Annotated in this window: 17 protein-coding genes and 1 tRNA gene; 16 read left to right on the top strand and 2 right to left on the bottom strand. The window is 70.1% G+C overall.

Annotated features, from left to right (window positions below):
* Positions 1-244 precede the first annotated feature (244 nt).
* Entirely contained in the window at positions 245-535 is a 291-nt protein-coding gene (locus ACIPK3_RS16885; protein WP_402570353.1) for a hypothetical protein, read from the bottom strand.
* A 566-nt stretch (positions 536-1,101) separates the two neighbouring features.
* Between ACIPK3_RS16885 and ACIPK3_RS16880 the strand changes: the two genes are divergently transcribed.
* Entirely contained in the window at positions 1,102-2,640 is a 1,539-nt protein-coding gene (locus ACIPK3_RS16880) for a MauE/DoxX family redox-associated membrane protein (protein WP_402570352.1), read from the top strand.
* A gap of 83 nt (positions 2,641-2,723) precedes the next feature.
* Positions 2,724-3,281: a DUF6083 domain-containing protein gene (locus tag ACIPK3_RS16875; RefSeq protein WP_402570787.1), complete on the top strand. Its 558-nt coding sequence runs from the start codon at positions 2,724-2,726 to the stop codon at positions 3,279-3,281.
* Positions 3,282-3,446: 165 nt separating this feature from the next.
* On the opposite strand, the gene ACIPK3_RS16870 is transcribed toward ACIPK3_RS16875, so the two are convergent.
* Positions 3,447-3,518, bottom strand: a tRNA-Arg gene (locus ACIPK3_RS16870).
* Positions 3,519-3,584: 66 nt separating this feature from the next.
* Between ACIPK3_RS16870 and ACIPK3_RS16865 the strand changes: the two genes are divergently transcribed.
* The 14 genes from ACIPK3_RS16865 to glyA all read left to right on the top strand — a co-directional run bounded on the left by ACIPK3_RS16865 (position 3,585) and on the right by glyA (position 19,704).
* On the top strand, positions 3,585-4,190 hold the full coding sequence (locus tag ACIPK3_RS16865) for a response regulator (protein ID WP_402570350.1): 606 nt from the start codon (positions 3,585-3,587) through the stop codon (positions 4,188-4,190).
* 114 nt (positions 4,191-4,304) lie between these two features.
* Entirely contained in the window at positions 4,305-5,285 is a 981-nt protein-coding gene (gene nrtL, locus ACIPK3_RS16860; RefSeq protein ID WP_402570348.1) for an ArgS-related anticodon-binding protein NrtL, read from the top strand.
* Positions 5,286-5,343: 58 nt separating this feature from the next.
* Positions 5,344-6,735 carry a diaminopimelate decarboxylase gene (gene lysA, locus ACIPK3_RS16855; RefSeq protein ID WP_402570346.1) on the top strand — a complete coding sequence of 464 codons (1,392 nt, stop codon included), beginning with the start codon at positions 5,344-5,346 and terminating at the stop codon, positions 6,733-6,735.
* Positions 6,736-6,911: 176 nt separating this feature from the next.
* The gene (locus ACIPK3_RS16850; RefSeq protein ID WP_402570785.1) at positions 6,912-8,201 is read left to right on the top strand and encodes a homoserine dehydrogenase; all 1,290 of its coding nucleotides are present in this window, start codon (positions 6,912-6,914) and stop codon (positions 8,199-8,201) included.
* A gap of 6 nt (positions 8,202-8,207) precedes the next feature.
* The gene (thrC, locus tag ACIPK3_RS16845; protein ID WP_402570344.1) at positions 8,208-9,266 is read left to right on the top strand and encodes a threonine synthase; all 1,059 of its coding nucleotides are present in this window, start codon (positions 8,208-8,210) and stop codon (positions 9,264-9,266) included.
* A 282-nt stretch (positions 9,267-9,548) separates the two neighbouring features.
* Entirely contained in the window at positions 9,549-10,466 is a 918-nt protein-coding gene (gene thrB / locus ACIPK3_RS16840; protein WP_402570343.1) for a homoserine kinase, read from the top strand.
* 406 nt (positions 10,467-10,872) lie between these two features.
* A complete protein-coding gene (gene rho / locus ACIPK3_RS16835) occupies positions 10,873-12,966 on the top strand; it encodes a transcription termination factor Rho (protein WP_402570342.1) in 2,094 nt (697 codons plus the stop codon).
* A gap of 321 nt (positions 12,967-13,287) precedes the next feature.
* Positions 13,288-14,427, top strand: coding sequence for an LCP family protein (locus ACIPK3_RS16830; RefSeq protein ID WP_402570341.1), 1,140 nt, complete (start codon positions 13,288-13,290; stop codon positions 14,425-14,427).
* A gap of 172 nt (positions 14,428-14,599) precedes the next feature.
* Entirely contained in the window at positions 14,600-14,821 is a 222-nt protein-coding gene (rpmE, locus tag ACIPK3_RS16825) for a 50S ribosomal protein L31 (RefSeq protein ID WP_402570340.1), read from the top strand.
* A 105-nt stretch (positions 14,822-14,926) separates the two neighbouring features.
* On the top strand, positions 14,927-16,003 hold the full coding sequence (gene prfA, locus ACIPK3_RS16820; RefSeq protein ID WP_402570338.1) for a peptide chain release factor 1: 1,077 nt from the start codon (positions 14,927-14,929) through the stop codon (positions 16,001-16,003).
* Between the two features lie 86 nt (positions 16,004-16,089).
* Positions 16,090-16,929: a peptide chain release factor N(5)-glutamine methyltransferase gene (prmC, locus tag ACIPK3_RS16815; RefSeq protein WP_402570783.1), complete on the top strand. Its 840-nt coding sequence runs from the start codon at positions 16,090-16,092 to the stop codon at positions 16,927-16,929.
* A gap of 52 nt (positions 16,930-16,981) precedes the next feature.
* Positions 16,982-17,629: an L-threonylcarbamoyladenylate synthase gene (locus ACIPK3_RS16810; RefSeq protein WP_402570336.1), complete on the top strand. Its 648-nt coding sequence runs from the start codon at positions 16,982-16,984 to the stop codon at positions 17,627-17,629.
* 52 nt (positions 17,630-17,681) lie between these two features.
* Positions 17,682-18,344, top strand: coding sequence for a protein-tyrosine-phosphatase (locus ACIPK3_RS16805; protein WP_402570334.1), 663 nt, complete (start codon positions 17,682-17,684; stop codon positions 18,342-18,344).
* Between the two features lie 121 nt (positions 18,345-18,465).
* Positions 18,466-19,704, top strand: a complete 1,239-nt coding sequence (gene glyA, locus ACIPK3_RS16800) for a serine hydroxymethyltransferase (protein ID WP_402570332.1) — start codon at positions 18,466-18,468, stop codon at positions 19,702-19,704.
* Positions 19,705-19,841: the final 137 nt, after the last annotated feature.

The raw sequence follows: 19,841 nt of genomic DNA, 5'->3' as shown, positions 1-19,841 counted from the left end.
GACAATGAGCGCGCGGGGCGACCGGCCGAATTCCCGGGACGCGCGACGGAATCCGCATATCAACTAAGACGGACAAATCACCCAATGTCCGCCATGCCGCGTCTACTAAGTACGCCGGTTTATTGCGCGAGACGCTGTGACCGACGTCATAAAGCACGGACTTCCGCTGCTTTCGCGCCCCACCGACCCCTGGGCTATGCGGGCCGGGCTGTCGCCAGCGACGCGAACATCGCCTGATACGGCACTAGAGGGCGCCGCGAGGGCCGTTGCCGCGGGGGTCGTTGTCCTCGTACCAACGTTCTTCCTCGCGTCGGCCCTCTGCGCTCATGGAGTGCTTGATCGTGCCGACGAGCACCGCCAGCGTGAAGCCGCCGAAGGCCAGCATGAGGAGAAAGGACACGATCGCACTGACGACAGCGGTGATGACGCCCCAGAAGACGTAGACGAGCCCGGTGACCGTCGCCAGTTTCGCGATGAAGTGCCACGGCTGCGGAATCCGCCGGTATGGCTTGGGCAGCCTGTTCAGGAAGGACAAGCAGGCCGTCAGCACCTTGTCCTCGTCCCGATCCGGGCGCGACCTCGGTGGCTGGGGGCGGCTCCTTGATCGGGCGGCCTTGGGATCGGAACGCCTCCCGCCGCGCGGCACGCCGGATTGTGAGCTACGTCGGCGGGACGTCATGAATTGCCTTCCCGGGCGTGGAGAGACGTCGCCCCGACCTTCGAGGTCCATGGCCGCGCATTCCAGCCCCCTTCCTGAAGCGATGGCACGGGATAGCGAAGGTAGGGAAGGCGCGGCCTGCGATCCGGCGATGACCGGGACACCGCATCACTTGGTCGAGAACGACCGAGGCGGAACCCATGACGTCCTATGAAGCTCGGATCTGATGCGGGACGGCGTGACCCAGGGAGGGGAGTCGGCTGGATGCGTGACAGACCGCTCCCCGATTCGGCCACCGGGCTCACGGCTGTCCGGGTGAGTCTGACGTGTGGAGTGTTGTTCGCGGCCTGGCAAGGAGGTACGAGTCGTTCGGTGCGCCGTGGTGTGTGCGTGATGCCTGCGCTCCGACCGGAGGGCGTCCAGAACGATTGGAGTGAGCGGGCATGGTCCTGGCAGCACGGCTGGTGTTGGCCGCGGTCTTTGGCGTCGCGGGGATCGCCAAACTCATGGATCGCGAGGGACTGCCTCGCACTATCGCAAGCTTCGGCCTGCCGGCTCGAACAGGGAAGCCGCTCGGATACCTCCTCATCTTCTGCGAGTTCGTCACGGCTCTGGCCCTAGTCGTCAACCCCTGGGCAGGAATCGGTGCGCTTGGAGCGCTCGGCCTGTTGCTGACGTTCTGCTTGGCCATCATGGTGAGCATCGCGCGCGGCCGGACCCCGGATTGCCACTGCTTCGGAGGGCTGCGCGCCACGCCGGTCGGTTGGGCCACGCTCGCACGCAACGGGCTCCTCGTTGCTGCGGCGGGATTCGTCGCAACCGACGGCCGCGCCCCGTGGTTCTTCACGGGCCTGGGAGCCATCGCAGCGACGTGTTGGGTGGTGCTGGGACTCAAGCGATCCGGGAACGTGCGACCGGGCATGGTCGCACCGGGTTTTTCACTGCCCGACGCAACGGGACAGGTGTGGACTCTCGACAAACTGCTTGCCGCTGCACATCAGCCACTCCTGCTTCTCTTCACTGATCATGCGTGCAGCGCGTGCGACGCACTGTTGCCACAGGTGGCCCGGTGGCAACAGGCTCATGCGGAACGGCTGACCATCGCGATCGTGAACGGCGGTCCCCTCGCAGACAGCGTCGCCTTCTCGCATGAGCACGGGCTGCGGAACCTGCTGGTGGACGAAGACCGAACGCTGCTCACCACATACGGTCTGACCGCCACACCCAGCGCCATGCTGATCGACGCCGACCGGATCCTCGCCGCCGCGCCGGCAGTTGGGTCAGCGGAGATCGCCGATCTGGTGACCAGGGCACTCCAACCGCGTGGTAGATCAACGATCGCAAGACGCGCGCTGTTGTTCGCCTCGGCCACGGTGGTACCCGCAGTCTTCTCCACCCACGCGATGGCTCGCGGCGGTACCGGGCCGAACTGGCGCCCAAAGAAAGTGAAGTTCGCCGGGGGATGGCTCTGCAGACAGCGTTACGCGCTGTGCACCAAGGCTGCCTGCAAACCCTCGCCGAGCGACCCCAACGTCCTCATCTGTCGCTGCGTGGTGGAATACGGCTACTCCTACGGCTATACCTCGTGTGAAGAACGGGCGCCAGTCGGAAAAAGACTGGTATCGACGTTCTCGACGCAGAACACCAATTACCGCACCCGCACCATGACCTGCGAGTCCCCGGCGCAATGGGCGAACTGCCTGGACGTGGAGTGCGAGATCGACCCGTACAACCCGGGACACGCTGTGTGCCGCTGCAAGTCCGTGGAGAGCGGCGACTTCTTCACGTTCGGCGGAAACTGCGACACCAGCACCTGCACCTCCGTCATTTGGTCAGCGGCAACACCACCCGGAGTCCCCTACCAAGCCGCGATGGCGAGTATCGGCCTGTCAGTCACACTCCCCGAAGCATGCCCGACAGGCACGGACGACCATGACCGCCCGCCCAGCGGCTCTGGGCTGGAGCTGCCTTGGGGCAACTGATCACGGCCCCTTCGAGCTTCCGGCGAGTCGGGCAGTCTGTGGACCTGCTCGTCGGGTCGCTCGGCGAACAGCCCCCACCCCTTATGGGTTGGGGGCTTCGTCATGCACTGGGTCATGTACTGGCCGCACTTCCCAATTCGCTGGTTGCAGGGTGCACCTGCCGCGCCGACTTCTGTTCCGCCAGTCGACGAACGCCTCAGGATTCCCGTCCGGTTTGCCCTCTACGCATGGGTGGGCAGGGTGCCGACTCTCGGTGTATGGGGGCTTCGGAAGGGTCGACGCGTCGGCTGGGTGGGGCACGGTTGATGTGCCCGCACTGCGGTCTGCCTCAGGAACGGGTGGCGACGCTCGAACACGACTGGGTGCTGCTGGAGCCGGACATGGCTCCGCTCGCCCACGTGGTGCCGGCGGAGTACCGGTGGATCGAGACGTCCGACGGGTGCGTGACGGTGTACGGCGTCTGTCCGCCCGATCCGTTCCAACGGTGCCGCATCGAGCATCGCCTGGCCTGCCCGGGACAAAGCCTGCCTGACCTGTGGCCGTGGCTGACGAGCCTGCGTGGGGAGAACGAGCGGCACGCCGAGCGGCTGAACGAGCCCGAGCCACCCCTCCCTCCCGAGGCGTGGCCGGACGCGGGATGACGGGCATCGGGAGAATGCTGGGCCGACCTGAGTCGATCCTGTCCGCAAACAGCCCACGGACTCCGACATACGGCCGCTCCGAGCGGCATGTGCCTGCACATACGCGAAGACCCCGGCCTCAGCGTTTCCGCTGGTGACGGGGTCTTTGGGCAACCTCATTCAAGGTGCCCCCGGCAGGATTCGAACCTGCGCACACGGCTCCGGAGGCCGTTGCTCTATCCCCTGAGCTACGGGGGCGTGTCTGCTGCGGTGTTGTTTGCTCGCGGCGACGGGTAGAACACTACCAGCTCCGTCGGGGTGTTCATGAACGAGTTTGCGGGGGTGGGTCGGGGGTGGGTGGAAGTGGGGAAAACCCGGACGCGGTGGCTGTCGCGGACCTACTCTCGAGTTGTGCCGGGCGCGTCGGGTCGGGTGCTTGTTGTGGACGACAACAAGGTCATCCGGCAGCTGATCAGGGTCAACCTTGAGCTGGAAGGGCTCGAGGTCGTGACCGCGGCCGATGGCGCCGAGTGCCTGGACGTGGTGCACGAGGTGCGGCCCGATGTCGTCACGCTCGACGTGGTCATGCCCCGGTTGGACGGACTGCGGACCGCCGCCCGGCTGCGTGCCGATCCGGTGACCCGAGATCTCCCTCTCGCCATCGTCAGTGCCTGCACGGAGCACGAGGTCGAGAGCGGCCTCGACGTAGGCGTCGACGCCTTTCTCGCCAAGCCCTTCGAGCCTGCGGAACTCGTCCGCATCGTCCGGAACTTGATCGAGCGGGGGCGGAGGGGCCGTGGCGCCGCCGCCGGCGGCAGCGGCAGTGGTGACACAGGGGGCGACACCGAGGGCGAAGGCAGTGGTGACCGCGGCAGCGATGTTCGGTGTGACGTCGGCATCGAGGAGGCCAAGCTCCCCGCCGATCGCTGACGACCGCTCGCTGAGCTTCGCACCCCCTCGCTGAGCTTCGCACCCCCTCGCCTCGTGGCTTCCTCGCGCAAACCCATTGGCCCGCCCGCCCCCCTCCTCACCTACCCTTGTCCCGTGACCCCCGTCGAGCTCTCCCGTACCGTGCTGCGCGCGGTGCGGCGTGCCGTTGACGAGGGGGAACTGGCGGTAACCGTGCCGGAGCGGGCTGTGGTTGCTCTGCCGGGGCCCGGGGGGTGCGGGGACTACTCCACCAACATCGCGCTGCGGCTCGCCCGGCCCGCCGGACAGCCGGCGCAGCGGGTCGCGGAGATTCTGCGGCCGCATCTTGTCGAGCAGGACGGTGTCGGGGACGTCGTCGTCACCGGGCCGGGGTTCATCAACATCAGCCTGAGCGGCACCGCCGATCCGGTCGCCTCCCTGGTGCGGGAGATCCGGGAGCGGGGCACGGCGTACGGGCACGGGGACGCGCTCGCCGGGCAGGTCGTCGCGCTGCGTGTGCCGTACGAGGCCCGTGCCGAGGTCGTCGCCGACGCGCTCGTGCGGATCGTGGCCGCGCAGGGCGGCCGGGCCGAGACCGGTCACGGGGAGCCCGTGAACCTGCGGCCCGTGCCGGCACCGGAGGACCCCGCACCGCTCGGGCCCGACGCCGCCCGCTGGGCGCTGCTTCATCCCGCCGCGCACGACCGGCCCCGGATCACCGCCGACCATCTGGTGCAGCGTGAGGGCAACCCCCTCTTCCGGGTCCGCTACGCCCACGCCCGTACCCGGGCCCTCAGCCGCAACGCCGCCCGTCTCGGGTTCGACGCCGTACCCGGCGAGGTCGAGGGTGCCGAGGTGCGGGAACTCGTCGCAGCGCTGGCCGATCACCCTCGTGTCATCGCCGCGTCCGCCGTGCACCGTGCCCCGGACCGGCTCGCCCGGCATCTCGTCACCGTCGCCGATGCCGCCCTGCCCTTCCTGCCCACCGTGCTGCCCTACGGTGAGGAGAAACCCTCGGCCGCCCACCGGTCCCGGCTCGCGCTCGCCGAAGCCGCCGGGACGGTGCTGGCCGGCGGCCTGTCCCTGCTCGGCATCGACGCACCCGACCACCTCTGAGCGGGCTCGCCAAGGACCCGCCCGGAGCGTTCAGAGAGAGCCAAGAGAGCCACCAGCCATGAGCCGTTCCGCACACCCCGCCGGGCCCCGCCACGCAGACGTCCTGCCCGAGGGCCACTACTCGGGCCCGGCCGCCGACCTCAACGCCCTCGACCCCAAGGTGTGGGCGCAGACCGTCACCCGTGACCCCGAGGGCGTCGTCACCGTCGGCGGTATCGACGTCAGGCGACTCGCCGAGGAGTACGGCACGCCCGCCTACGTCCTCGACGAGACCGACTTCCGGGCGCGTGCCCGTGCCTGGCGCACCGCCTTCGGGCCGGACGCCGACGTCTTCTACGCGGGCAAGGCCTTCCTGTCGCGTGCCGTCGTCCGGTGGCTGCACGAGGAGGGGCTCAACCTCGACGTGTGCTCCGGCGGCGAACTGGCCACCGCCCTGTCCGCCGGGATGCCCGCCGACCGGATCGCCCTGCACGGCAACAACAAGTCCGTCGCCGAGATCGAGCGGGCCGTCGAGGCCGGGGTCGGGCGGATCGTCCTCGACTCATTCCAGGAGATCGTGCGGGTCGCGCACATCGCCCGGTCGCTCGGCAGGCGGCAGCGCGTGCAGATCCGTATCACCGTCGGCGTGGAGGCCCACACCCACGAGTTCATCGCCACCGCTCACGAGGACCAGAAGTTCGGGATCCCGCTGGCCGGCGGCCAGGCGGCGGAGGCCGTACGGCGCGCGCTCCAGCTCGACGGGCTCGAGCTGATCGGCATTCACAGCCACATCGGCTCGCAGATCTTCGACATGTCCGGGTTCGAGGTCGCCGCCCATCGCGTGGTGCGGCTGCTCAAGGACATCCGTGACGAACACGGGGTGGAACTTCCGGAGATCGACCTCGGCGGCGGGCTCGGCATCGCCTATACGAGTGACGACGACCCCCGCGAGCCGCATGAGATCGCCAAGGCGCTCACCGAGATCGTCACCCGCGAGTGCGACGCCGCCCGGCTGCGCACCCCCCGGATCTCCGTCGAGCCGGGGCGCGCCATCGTCGGGCCCACCGCCTTCACGCTCTACGAGGTCGGCACGATCAAGCCGCTGGACGGCCTGCGCACCTACGTCTCCGTCGACGGGGGCATGTCCGACAACATCCGCACCGCCCTTTACGACGCCGAGTACAGCGTGGCTCTCGTCTCGCGCACCTCCGATGCAGCTCCGATGCTCGTGCGTGTCGTCGGCAAGCACTGTGAGAGCGGAGACATCGTGGTGAAGGACGCCTTCCTGCCCGCCGACCTGGCCCCGGGCGACCTGATCGCGGTGCCCGCCACCGGCGCGTACTGCCGCTCCATGGCCAGCAACTACAACCACGTGCCGCGGCCGCCGGTCGTCGCCGTGAGCGACGGGCAGGCCCGGACGATCGTCCGCCGGGAGACGGAGGAGGATCTGCTCCGGCTCGATGTGGGATGAATGAACACCCGCGTGAGCGGGCGACGAGCGGGCGGGGGCGTGTGGCCGGAAGGTCTTCGGCCGCTCCCCCCTCAAAATGAAATACATGTCTCACGATCCGGACGAAGGGTAGAAACTCCTTTCCGGTACGTGAGACTGGTCCAACCGTAGACGGTAGAAGGAGACGAGGTCGGATGATGCGTACGCGTCCGCTGAAGGTGGCGCTGCTGGGCTGTGGGGTAGTCGGCTCAGAGGTGGCGCGCATCATGACGACGCACGCCGAAGACCTCGCCGCGCGGATCGGTGCCCCGGTGGAGCTCGCGGGGGTCGCCGTGCGGCGGCCGTCCAAGGTGCGCGAGGGCATCGACCCGGCCCTTGTCACCACCGACGCCACCGCCCTCGTCAAACGCGGCGACATCGACGTCGTGGTCGAGGTGATCGGGGGCATCGAGCCCGCCCGGAACCTCATCACCACCGCCTTCGAGCACGGGGCCTCCGTCGTCTCCGCCAACAAGGCGCTGCTGGCCCAGGACGGCGCCGCGCTGCACGCCGCCGCCGAGGCGCACGGCCGGGACCTCTACTACGAGGCCGCCGTCGCCGGCGCCATCCCGCTGATCCGGCCGCTGCGCGAGTCCCTCGCCGGCGACAAGGTCAACCGGGTGCTCGGGATCGTCAACGGTACGACCAACTTCATCCTCGACAAGATGGACTCCACCGGCGCCGGCTACCAGGAGGCCCTGGACGAGGCCACCGCGCTCGGGTATGCCGAGGCCGACCCCACCGCCGACGTCGAGGGCTTCGACGCGGCCGCGAAGGCCGCCATCCTCGCCGGGATCGCCTTCCACACGCGCGTGCGCCTGGACGACGTCTACCGCGAGGGCATGACCGAGGTCACCGCCGCCGACTTCGCCTCGGCCCGGCAGATGGGCTGCACCATCAAGCTGCTCGCCATCTGCGAGCGGGCGAAGGACGGGGGCTCGGTCACCGCGCGCGTGCACCCCGCCATGATTCCGCTGAGCCACCCCCTCGCCTCCGTGCGCGGCGCGTACAACGCCGTGTTCGTCGAGTCGGACGCGGCCGGGCAGCTCATGTTCTACGGCCCCGGCGCCGGTGGCGCTCCCACCGCCTCCGCCGTGCTCGGCGACCTCGTCGCCGTCTGCCGCAACCGGCTCAACGGTGCGACTGGGCCCGGCGAGTCGGCGTACGCGGCGCTGCCCGTCTCGCCGATGGGCGATGTCGTGACGCGCTATCACATCAGCCTCGACGTCGCCGACAAACCGGGAGTTCTCGCCCAGGTGGCGACCGTGTTCGCCGAGCACGACGTGTCGATCGATACGGTTCGGCAGACGGGCAAGGACGGCGAGGCGTCCCTCGTCGTCGTCACTCACCGCGCCTCGGACGCCTCCCTCGCCGGGACCGTCGAGACGCTGCGCAAGCTCGACACCGTGCGGGGTGTCGCAAGCATCATGCGGGTTGAAGGAGAGTAGCCAGCAATGACCCACCAGTGGCGCGGAATCATCGAGGAATACCGGGACCGGCTGCCGGTGTCCGACACCACGCCGGTCGTGACGCTCCGCGAGGGCGGCACGCCGCTCGTGCCCGCGCAGGTGCTCTCCGAGCGCACGGGCTGCGAGGTCCACCTCAAGGTGGAGGGCGCGAACCCGACCGGGTCCTTCAAGGACCGCGGTATGACGATGGCCATCAGCAAGGCCAAGGAGGAGGGGGCCAAGGCGGTGATCTGCGCCTCCACGGGCAACACCTCCGCCTCCGCCGCCGCCTACGCCGTACGGGCCCGGATGGTCTCCGCCGTCCTGGTGCCGCGCGGGAAGATCGCGCTCGGCAAGATGGGCCAGGCCCTCGTGCACGGCGCGAAGATCCTCCAGGTCGACGGAAACTTCGACGACTGCCTCTCCCTCGCCCGCAGCCTGAGCGACAACTACCCCGTGGCGCTGGTCAATTCGGTGAACCCGGTGCGTATCGAGGGGCAGAAGACCGCCGCCTTCGAGATCGTGGACATGCTGGGCGACGCCCCCGACATCCACGTACTGCCGGTGGGCAACGCGGGCAACATCACCGCGTACTGGAAGGGGTACCAGGAGTACGCCCGCGACGGTCTGGCCGCCCGGACCCCGCGCATGTGGGGATTCCAGGCCTCCGGCAGTGCGCCGATCGTGCGCGGCGAGGTGGTCAAGGACCCCTCGACCATCGCCACCGCCATCCGCATCGGCAACCCGGCCTCCTGGCAGTACGCGCTGGCCGCCCGGGACGAGTCCGGTGGCGTCATCGACGAGGTGACGGACCGTGAAATCCTGCGCGCCTACCGCCTGTTGGCGGCGCAGGAGGGTGTGTTCGTGGAGCCGGCGTCCGCCGCGTCCGTGGCCGGTCTGCTCAAGGCCGCCGAGCAGGGCAGGGTCGACCCGGGCCAGCGGATCGTGTGCACGGTCACCGGCAACGGCCTCAAGGACCCGGACTGGGCCGTCGCGGGCGCCCCGCAGCCGGTCACCGTCCCGGTCGACGCGGTCGCCGCGGCCGAGCGCCTGGGCCTCGCCTGAGGTCCGGTACGGCCCGATTTCGGCCCAAGGGGCCAATGGGGGCACAGGGGGCTTACGACACGCATCGTGCGCCTCCTGTGCGCCCTGTGTCGTGGCAGAACCTTCCTTCGATACGCTGTACCGAATCCGCCCGCCGCATATGCCTTCGCATGAGGTGCGGAGCCGCGCCGTCCGCGGCCCGAGGGTCTCGCGAACGCACCGGATCCCGCCCCCACTTCTCACCAAGTGCCACTTCCCCCTCACACCCCACCGTCACGCTGCTCAAGGAGAGTCATCGAAACGATGGCCGGTCCAGCCTTCCGCGCCGCCGCCGTCCGGGTGCGCGTCCCCGCCACCAGCGCCAACCTCGGTCCGGGCTTCGACGCCCTGGGCCTCGCGCTGGGCCTCTACGACGACGTCGTCGTCCGGGTGGCCGACGCCGGGCTGCACATCGACATCGCGGGTGAGGGCAGCGAGACGCTGCCGCGCGACGAGAACCACCTGCTGGTGCGCTCCCTGCGCACCGCCTTCGACCTGCTGGGCGGCCAGCCCCGGGGCCTGGAGATCGTCTGCGCCAACCGCATTCCGCACGGCCGGGGACTCGGTTCCTCCTCCGCCGCCATCTGCGCCGGGATCGTCGCCGCCCGCGCCGTGACCATAGGCGGGGAGGCGCGGTTGGACGACGCGGCGCTGCTCGAACTCGCCACCGAGATCGAGGGCCACCCCGACAACGTCGCCGCCTGTCTGCTCGGCGGTTTCACGCTTTCCTGGATGGAGGGCGGATCCGCGCGGGCCATCAGGATGGACCCCAGTGATTCCATCGTTCCGGTGGTTTTCGTGCCCGGGAAACCGGTTCTCACCGAGACCGCGCGCGGCCTGCTGCCGCGCACCGTGCCGCACGTCGACGCCGCCGCCAACGCGGGCCGCGCCGCGCTGCTCGTCGAGGCCCTGACCAGGCGTCCCGAGCTGCTGCTGCCCGCCACCGAGGACCGCCTCCACCAGGAGTACCGCGCGCCCGCCATGCCGGAGAGCGCCGCGCTGGTGGAGCGGCTGCGCGCCGACGGCATCCCGGCCGTCATCTCCGGTGCCGGGCCCACCGTCATGGCCCTGGCCGACGTCGGCACCGCCGACAAGGTGGAGACCCTGGCAGGCGCCGAATGGGCCGCCAACCGGCTGAAACTCGATGTCCAGGGAGCCTGTGTGCTGCCGCTCGCGACCTGACACACGGTTGCCGGATTTGGAGAGGGGGAATGTTTGTTGGATCCGTTAGTGTTAATCTCAAGTCTGCACCCGACCCCACCATGGCGAGGTGCTTCGTGTCCCCCTCCGGGGCAGACATTCTTCCGGGAGTCTCCCAAGCCATTCATCGTCCCGTTCGACGTACCTGGGCAGTACGCCGCATGAGGGCAGTGAGTGAGCCGCTGGGCACGCTCCGGAATCGGTGCGACCACGCCGCGTGACACACAGGTGTCACGGCCCGTCGGGGAAGCGCCATCACCAGATATCTCTTCCGCCGCTTTGGCGGACCACCGCCCCGGCACGGTCCACACAGCAAGGACCGACGCCGGACAGCACAACCGGTCGCCGAGCCAGACAGGCCGACGTCCGCTCCAGGGAAGGACCCTTCGTGAGCGACACCACCGATCTGATGGGCGCACGTGTCGAGGAGACCGCTGCCGCGCCCGCCACGGACGCCTCCGCGCCTGCCACCGGTGCCGGCTCCAGGCGGCGCCGCGGTACCGGCCTTGAGGGCATGGTGCTGGCAGAGCTGCAGCAGGTCGCATCCGGCCTCGGCATCAAGGGCACCGCGCGTATGCGCAAGAGCCAGTTGATCGAGGTCATCAAGGAGGCGCAGGCCGGAGGCGGCGCCGCCAAGGCCACGTCCGCCGCCGGGGACTCCGCCGAGACCAAGCCGAAGCGCCGGACCACCTCGCGCGCTCGCACCGGCGAGGAGGCCGAGAAGAAGGCCCCGGCCAAGTCCGAGGCGCCCGCCGAGAAGGCCGTGGCCCAGCAGCAGATCGAGATTCCCGGCCAGCCGTCCCCCAAGGTCGCGGCCTCGCTCGACCAGGGAGCCCCCAGCGACGACGCGCCGACCGAGCGCCGCCGTCGCCGCGCCACCGCCGAGGCCGGCAGCCCCGCGGGCGGCACCGAGACCATCGCCGCCGAGGCGAAGAGCGAGCCGAAGGCCGAGTCGCAGGGCGAGGCCAAGGGCGACGCCGGTGACGGCGAGGGCCGTGGCCGCCGCGACCGCCGTGACCGCGGCGACCGTGGTGACCGCGGCGACCGTGGCGACCGTGGTGACCGTGGCCGGGACCGCGACCGCCGCGGCAAGAGCGACGAGCAGCAGGGTGGTCAGGGCGGCCAGGGTGGCCAGCAGGGCCAGGGCCGTCAGCAGGGCCAGGGGCAGGGCCAGCAGCAGGGCGGCGGCCGCCAGGACCGTCAGCGCGACAACGGCCCGCAGGACGACGACGACTTCGACGGTGGCCGCCGCGGCCGCCGCGGACGCTACCGCGACCGCCGTGGGCGTCGTGGCCGCGACGAGTTCGGCGCGGGCGCGGGCGAGCCGCAGGTCGCCGAGGACGACGTCCTGATCCCCGTCGCGGGCATCCTCGACATCCTCGACAACTACGCCTTCATCCGTACGTCGGGCTACCTGCCGGGTCCCAACGACGTGTACGTCTCCCTCGCCCAGGTCCGCAAGAACGGCCTGCGCAAGGGTGACCACGTCACCGGTGCGGTCCGTCAGCCCAAGGACGGCGAGCGCCGCGAGAAGTTCAACGCGCTGGTCCGCCTCGACTCCGTCAACGGCATGGCGCCCGAACACGGCCGTGGCCGCCCGGAGTTCAACAAGCTGACCCCGCTCTACCCGCAGGACCGCCTCCGTCTGGAGACGGACCCGGGCGTGCTGACCACGCGGATCATCGACATGGTGTCGCCGATCGGCAAGGGCCAGCGCGGTCTGATCGTGGCCCCGCCGAAGACCGGCAAGACCATGATCATGCAGGCGATCGCCAACGCGATCACCCACAACAACCCCGAGTGCCACCTGATGGTCGTCCTTGTCGACGAGCGTCCGGAAGAGGTCACCGACATGCAGCGGTCGGTCAAGGGCGAGGTCATCTCCTCGACCTTCGACCGTCCGGCCGAGGACCACACCACGGTCGCCGAGCTGGCCATCGAGCGCGCCAAGCGCCTGGTGGAGCTGGGTCACGACGTCGTCGTACTGCTCGACTCGATCACGCGTCTGGGCCGTGCGTACAACCTCGCCGCCCCGGCCTCCGGCCGCATCCTGTCCGGTGGTGTCGACTCGACGGCCCTCTACCCGCCGAAGCGGTTCTTCGGTGCGGCCCGCAACATCGAGGACGGCGGCTCGCTCACCATCCTCGCCACCGCGCTGGTGGACACCGGGTCCCGCATGGACGAGGTCATCTTCGAGGAGTTCAAGGGCACCGGCAACATGGAGCTCAAGCTCGACCGGAAGCTCGCCGACAAGCGCATCTTCCCCGCGGTGGACGTCGACGCGTCCGGTACCCGCAAGGAGGAGATCCTCCTCGGCAACGAGGAGCTGGCCGTCGTCTGGAAGCTGCGCCGGGTGCTGCACGCGCTCGACCAGCAGCAGGCGATCGAACTGCTCCTCGACAAGATGAAGCAGACGAAGTCGAACGGCGAGTTCCTGATGCAGATCCAGAAGACGACGCCGACGCCGGGCAACGGCGACTAGCAGGCGCTGCGCCCCTGGGGCATTCGAGGCCGGTCCCCGTCACGCATGTGACGGGGACCGGCCTTTCGCGCTTCCGCCGGGCGCCGGGCGAGACCTTGCCCACAGCGGGCCCCGCGGGCGTCGACGTCGGGCAGCGCGCACGGTCGGCCGAAGCCGCAGGTGGACACGCTTCCTCCGGATCGTCCGGCTACGCACCGTAGGCATCGCGCCACGCAGTGGCGACAAAGCGTTGTGCGAGTCTTTCCCGAGTTCTCCGTCTGAGCCGATGGAGTGACGATGGAACGGTATGGGCCGATACGGTCCCCGAGAACCGAGGAGCACATGTCCGCCGAGAGCACACCGGAACCCGGCATACCCGAGCCCGGCGCGAGCAGTCCGCGCCGGCGCGGGAAGGGCCGCCGCCGCAAGGCCCCCAGCGGGCGCCGCAAGGCGCTGCTCGTCACGGCCTGGACAGCGGCGGGGATCGTCGTGCTGGGAGGCACCGGCGCCGGGTACCTGTACTTCAAGCTCAACGGCAACCTCAGGAGCGTCGACATCGACCAGGCCCTCGGCGGCCAGCGACGGCCGGAGAAGGTCGACAACGGCTCCGAGAACATCCTGGTCCTCGGCTCGGACACCCGCTCGGGATCCAACAGGAAGCTCGGCGGCGGCACCGACGACGGCAGCGCCCGCTCCGACACCGCGATGGTCGTCCACGTGTACAAGGGCCACAAGAAGGCCAGCGTGGTCTCCATACCGCGCGACACCCTCATCAACCGCCCCGCGTGCACGGACACCCACGGCACCGCACACCCCGCCGCGTCCGGCGTGATGTTCAACTCCGCGTACTCCACCGGCGGCGCGGCCTGCGCGGTCAAGACCGTCGAGTCCCTCAGCGGTATCCGCATGGACCACTACCTGGAGGTCGACTTCTCCGGCTTCCAGCAGCTCATCGACGACCTCGGCGGCGTCACGGTCACCACGACCAAGAGCATCGCGGACCCCGACAGCCATCTGCACCTCAAGGCCGGCGAGCACACCCTCACCGGTAAGCAGGCGCTCGGCCTGGTCCGCACCCGGCACGGCGTCGGAGACGGTTCCGACCTCGGCCGTATCCAGCTCCAGCAGGCCTTCGTCAAGGCGCTGGTCGACCAGGTCAAGCAGATCGGTGTGCTGTCCAGCCCGAAGAAGCTGTTCAGCCTCGCCGACACCGCCACCAAGACCGTCACCACCGACTCCGACCTGGGCTCGGTGAACTCCCTGATGGACTTCGCGGACGGCCTCAAGGGCATCGGCTCGTCGCACATGAAGATGGTCACCATGCCGGTGCGGTACGACCCCGCGGACCCCAACCGCGTCATCATCGCCAAGACCAAGGCCAAGCAGGTGTGGACCGCCCTGAAGAACGACCGCCCCATTCCGGCGAGCGCCACCGAGGACACGGCGACGGGGCAGGCCAAGGGCGTGGTGAGCGCGTCGTAGGAGGCCGGCCCGAGCCGGGATCCCGAGGAGCCGGAAACCTCCGGGAATAGAACGCCCCACCCCCCGGTTTTGGGGGATACGGCCAGTGCTGGCAGACTGGTACGTCGGCCCCGGTTCACGCCTTCGCAGCCCGCGGATGCGACCCGGTGCCCTCCCGAACCTAGGAGACACCTTGAAGCGCGACATTCACCCCGCGTACGTCGAGACGCAGGTCAGCTGCACCTGCGGTGCGTCGTTCACCACCCACAGCACCATCGAGTCCGGCGCGATCCGGGCCGAGGTCTGCTCCGAGTGCCACCCGTTCTACACGGGCAAGCAGAAGATCCTCGACACCGGTGGCCGTGTGGCCCGCTTCGAGGCCCGCTTCGGCAAGGCTTCCGGCTCCAAGAAGTAGCGAGCTCCATTTCGCCGGTCATCGGCCTCGTCCCTCCACGGGCGGGCCGGGACCGGCGTTTTTGGTCGTCGCCTGTCCTTCACCCGCAGTATTCAGGAGCCCAAGATGTTCGAGGCCGTCGAGGAACTCATCGGTGAGCACGCCGACCTGGAGACGAAGCTCGCCGACCCGTCGGTGCACGCGGACCAGGCCAACGCGCGCAAGCTGAACAAGCGCTACGCCGAGCTCACCCCGATCGTCGCCACGTACCGCTCCTGGAAGCAGACCGGCGACGACATCGAGACCGCGCGTGAATTCGCCGCCGCCGACCCGGACTTCGCCGCCGAGGTGAAGGTGCTGGAGAAGCAGCGCGAGGAGCTCACGGAGAAGCTGCGCCTGCTGCTCGTTCCGCGCGACCCGAGCGACGACAAGGACGTCATCCTGGAGATCAAGGCGGGAGCCGGCGGCGACGAGTCCGCCCTGTTCGCCGGTGACCTGCTGCGCATGTACCTGCGCTACGCGGAGCGCATCGGCTGGAAGACCGAGATCATCGACTCCACCGAGTCCGAGCTGGGCGGCTACAAGGACGTCCAGGTCGCGGTGAAGACCAAGGGCGGCCAGGGCGCCACCGAGCCCGGCCAGGGCGTATGGGCCCGGCTGAAGTACGAGGGCGGCGTGCACCGCGTGCAGCGCGTGCCGGCCACCGAGTCCCAGGGCCGTATCCACACCTCCGCCGCCGGAGTCCTGGTGACCCCGGAGGCCGAGGAGGTCGACGTCGAGATCAACCCGAACGACCTGCGCATCGACGTCTACCGGTCCTCCGGCCCCGGCGGCCAGTCCGTCAACACCACCGACTCCGCGGTCCGTATCACGCACCTCCCCACCGGAGTCGTCGCCTCCTGCCAGAACGAGAAGAGCCAGCTGCAGAACAAGGAGCAGGCTCTGCGTATCCTGCGCTCCAGGCTGCTCGCGGCGGCACAGGAGGAGGCGGAGCGTGAGGCCGCGGACGCCCGGCGCAGCCAGGTCCGCACCGTCGACCGCTCCGAGAAGATCCGCACCTACAACTTCCCGGAGAACCGCATCTCGGACCACCGCGTCGGCTTCAAGGCGTACAACCTGGACCAGGTCCTGGACGGCGAACTCGACGCGGTGATCCAGGCCTGCGTCGACGCGGACTCGGCCGCCAAGCTCGCCGCCGCCTAAGTCGCGGCACGACGTACTGAGCACACCCCACACGGAGGACCAGCGTGCAGCAAGAATTCGGGGGGCGACCCCAGGGCCCCCGCAGCGTGCTGCTCGCGGAGGTGGCCCAGGCCACCCAGCGGCTGGCCGACGCCGGCGTGCCCTCGCCGCGCACCGACGCGGAGGAACTCGCCGCGTTCGTGCACAGCGTGAAGCGGGGCCAACTGCACTCCGTGAAGGACGCCGACTTCGACGCCCGCTACTGGGAGGTCATCGCCCGGCGCGAGCAGCGTGAGCCGCTCCAGCACATCACCGGGCGCGCCTACTTCCGCTATCTGGAGCTCCAGGTCGGCCCCGGTGTCTTCGTACCGCGGCCGGAGACCGAGTCGGTGGTCGGCTGGGCCATAGACGCGGTACGCGCCATGGACGTCGTCGAGCCGCTCATCGTCGACCTGTGCACCGGCTCGGGTGCCATCGCGCTGGCCCTCGCCCAGGAGGTCCCGCGCTCGCGGGTGCACGCCGTGGAGCTGTCCGACGACGCGCTCCGGTGGACCCGCAAGAACATGGAGGGGTCCCGGGTCGACCTGCGGCAGGGCAACGCCCTGGACGCCTTCCCAGACCTCGACGGCCAGGTCGACCTGGTCATCTCCAATCCGCCTTACATCCCGCTCACGGAGTGGGAGTATGTCGCTCCCGAGGCCCGTGACTACGACCCGCAGCTGGCGTTGTTCTCGGGGGAGGACGGACTCGACCTGATCCGCGGACTGGAGCGCACCGCACACCGGCTGCTGCGCCCCGGCGGGGTCGTCGTCATCGAGCACGCCGACACCCAGGGCGGGCAGGTGCCGTGGATCTTCACCGAGGAGCGGGGCTGGGCCGACGCGGCCGACCACCCGGACCTCAACAACCGCCCGCGCTTCGCGACCGCCCGCAGGGCGCTGCCGTGAGCGCGCCCCAGACGTCAAGCCAGCAGTACGTGTACGAGGAGGCCCGCTAGAGATGGCACGGCGATACGACACCAACGACGCGACCGACCGCGCGACGGGTCTGCGTGAGGCCGCGTCCGCCGTCCGCCGGGGCGAACTCGTGGTGCTGCCGACCGACACGCTGTACGGCATCGGCGCCGACGCGTTCTCCGCGGAGGCCGTCGCCGACCTGCTGGAGGCCAAGGGCCGTGGCCGCAACATGCCCACCCCCGTGCTGATCGGCTCGCCGAACACGCTGCACGGCCTGGTCACCGACTTCTCCGAGATGGCCTGGGAACTGGTCGACGCGTTCTGGCCGGGCGGCCTCACGCTCGTCGCCCGGCACCAGCCGTCCCTCCAGTGGGACCTCGGGGACACCCGGGGCACCGTCGCCGTGCGGATGCCGCTGCACCCGGTCGCCATCGAACTGCTCACCGAGGTCGGCCCGATGGCCGTGTCGTCCGCGAACCTCACCGGCCACCCGGCGCCGGAGGACTGCGACGCCGCACAGCAGATGCTCGGTGACTCCGTCTCCGTCTACCTCGACGGCGGCCCGACCCCCGGCAACGCGGCGTCCTCGATCGTCGACGTCACCGGCGACGTGCCGGTGCTGCTGCGCGCGGGCGCGATCTCGGCGGAGGAGCTGCGGAAGGTCGTACCCGACCTCGAGGTGGCGAATTGACAGCCCCTGAATCCCCCAAGCTCTCGGCTTCGCTCGAGCAGGGGGCGCCCCCATGCGTGGCATAGGCAACGGGGAGCGCGTGGCGGAGATCACGACCACGTTCGTGGGGCTTCCGCCCGACAGCTTCCGCATCCTCCACGTCAGCACCGGCAATGTGTGCCGCTCGCCGATCACCGAGCGGCTGACCCGGCATTTCGTGATGGAGCGGCTCGGTGTGCTGGGCGGCGGCCTGATCGTGGAGAGCGCGGGCACCTGGGGCCACGAGGGCGCGCCGATGGAGGCCAACGCGGAGGCCGTGCTGGCCGAGTTCGGCGCGGACGCCTCCGGCTTCACCGGCCGTGAGCTGCTCGACGAGCACGTCATCATGGCCGACCTGGTGCTGACCGCGACCCGCGACCATCGCGCCCAGGTCATCTCCATGGGCCACTCGGCGGGCCTGCGCACCTTCACGCTGAAGGAGTTCACCCGCCTGGTGCGTGCGATAGACCCGACGACCCTGCCCCCGCTGGAGGACGGCGTGGTCGCCCGCGCCCGTGCCCTGGTCCGCGCCGCGGCGGCCCTCCGCGGCTGGCTGCTCGCGCCGTCGGCGGAGGCGGACGAGGTCTACGACCCCTACGGAGCGCCGCTCCCGTTCTTCCGCTCGATCGGCGACGAGATAGGCGAGGCACTGGACCCGGTGGTGACGGCACTGACGGGGGTACCGGCGCGGGCCTGACGGCCGGCGGTGCGCACGTGCGCGCGGTGGGTGTTGCCCGGTCGGCCGACGACCACGCGCACCCCGCCGGTGCCGGGCCTACATTGGAGCTACGTCACCGTCGACCGCCCGGGAGCCCGCCATGTCGGTCACCCATACGCTTGAGGCCGATGTCCTGCGGCGGCAGGACCCGGAGCTGGCCGAGATCCTGCTGGGAGAGGTCGACCGGCAGTCGACGACGCTTCAGCTGATCGCGGCGGAGAACTTCACGTCGCCCGCGGTGCTGGCCGCGCTGGGCTCGCCGCTCGCCAACAAGTACGCGGAGGGCTATCCGGGGGCACGTCACCACGGCGGCTGCGAGATCGTGGACGTCGCCGAGCGGGTCGCGGTCGAGCGGGCCACGGCCCTGTTCGGTGCCGCGCACGCCAATGTGCAGCCGCACTCCGGCTCGTCCGCCGTGCTCGCCGCCTACGCCACCCTGCTGCGGCCCGGTGACACCGTCCTCGCGCTCGGGCTGCCGTACGGCGGTCACCTCACCCATGGCTCCCCGGTGAACTTCTCCGGCCGCTGGTTCGACTTCGTCGGATACGGAGTCGACGCGGAGACCGGGCTCATCGACCACGACCAGGTCCGCACCCTGGCCAGGGCGCACCGGCCCAAGGCGATCGTGTGCGGGTCCATCGCCTACCCGCGCCACATCGACTACGCCTTCTTCCGTGAGGTGGCCGACGAGGTGGGCGCCTATCTCATCGCCGACGCGGCCCATCCCATCGGACTCGTCGCCGGGGGAGCGGCGCCCAGTCCGGTGCCGTACGCGGACATCGTGTGCGCGACCACGCACAAGGTGCTGCGCGGACCGCGTGGCGGGATGATCCTGTGCGGCGCCGAGCTGGCCGGGCGCGTCGACCGGGCCGTGTTCCCGTTCACCCAGGGCGGCGCCCAGATGCACACCATCGCGGCCAAGGCCGTGGCGTTCGGCGAGGCGGCGACGCCGGCCTTCGCCGCGTACGCCCACCAGGTGGTCGCCAATGCCCGGACGATGGCCGCCGAGCTGGCAGACGAGGGCTTCGCGGTCACCACGGGCGGCACGGACACCCACCTGATCACCGTGGACCCCGCGCCGCTCGGCATCGACGGCCGTGCGGCGCGCGGCCGGCTGGCCGCCGCCGGGATGGTGCTGGACTGCTGCCCGTTGCCGCACGCCGACGCCCGCGGGCTGCGGCTGGGCACGGCGGCGCTGACCACGCAGGGCATGGGGGAGCCGGAGATGGCCCGGATCGCCGTGCTGATGGCGGGGGTGCTGCGTGGGGAGATCGATGTCACGGGCGCCCGGGACGAGGTCCGGGGACTGGCGGGCGCCTTCCCGCCGTACCCCGCCTGATCGCGGGTAGGCGCAAGGGCGTACGCATACGCACACAGCCACGCGTGCAACCATCGTCGCTACCCGGAAGTCCTCACGGATATGCGTACGTCGCTAGTGTGTGGGGCTGTGATGGCCAGCGAGACCTGTGGGGAAGC

Source organism: Streptomyces sp. NPDC086787, from assembly GCF_044745865.1.
Classification (GTDB): domain Bacteria; phylum Actinomycetota; class Actinomycetes; order Streptomycetales; family Streptomycetaceae; genus Streptomyces.
The sequence above is the reverse complement of the archived record's forward strand: the minus strand, read 5'-3'. Positions and strand labels throughout refer to the sequence as shown.

Bases quoted from the DNA above. Each gene is read 5' to 3' on its own strand.
- ACIPK3_RS16875 (WP_402570787.1), top strand. From the start codon at position 2,724: ATGGGTTGGGGGCTTCGTCATGCACTGGGTCATGTACTGGCCGCACTT.
- ACIPK3_RS16805 (WP_402570334.1), top strand. From the start codon at position 17,682: ATGCGTGGCATAGGCAACGGGGAGCGCGTGGCGGAGATCACGACCACG.
- ACIPK3_RS16850 (WP_402570785.1), top strand. From the start codon at position 6,912: ATGCGTACGCGTCCGCTGAAGGTGGCGCTGCTGGGCTGTGGGGTAGTC.
- prfA (WP_402570338.1), top strand. From the start codon at position 14,927: ATGTTCGAGGCCGTCGAGGAACTCATCGGTGAGCACGCCGACCTGGAG.
- ACIPK3_RS16810 (WP_402570336.1), top strand. From the start codon at position 16,982: ATGGCACGGCGATACGACACCAACGACGCGACCGACCGCGCGACGGGT.
- glyA (WP_402570332.1), top strand. From the start codon at position 18,466: ATGTCGGTCACCCATACGCTTGAGGCCGATGTCCTGCGGCGGCAGGAC.
- thrC (WP_402570344.1), top strand. From the start codon at position 8,208: ATGACCCACCAGTGGCGCGGAATCATCGAGGAATACCGGGACCGGCTG.
- ACIPK3_RS16880 (WP_402570352.1), top strand. From the start codon at position 1,102: ATGGTCCTGGCAGCACGGCTGGTGTTGGCCGCGGTCTTTGGCGTCGCG.
- lysA (WP_402570346.1), top strand. From the start codon at position 5,344: ATGAGCCGTTCCGCACACCCCGCCGGGCCCCGCCACGCAGACGTCCTG.
- ACIPK3_RS16830 (WP_402570341.1), top strand. From the start codon at position 13,288: ATGTCCGCCGAGAGCACACCGGAACCCGGCATACCCGAGCCCGGCGCG.
- thrB (WP_402570343.1), top strand. From the start codon at position 9,549: ATGGCCGGTCCAGCCTTCCGCGCCGCCGCCGTCCGGGTGCGCGTCCCC.
- ACIPK3_RS16865 (WP_402570350.1), top strand. From the start codon at position 3,585: ATGAACGAGTTTGCGGGGGTGGGTCGGGGGTGGGTGGAAGTGGGGAAA.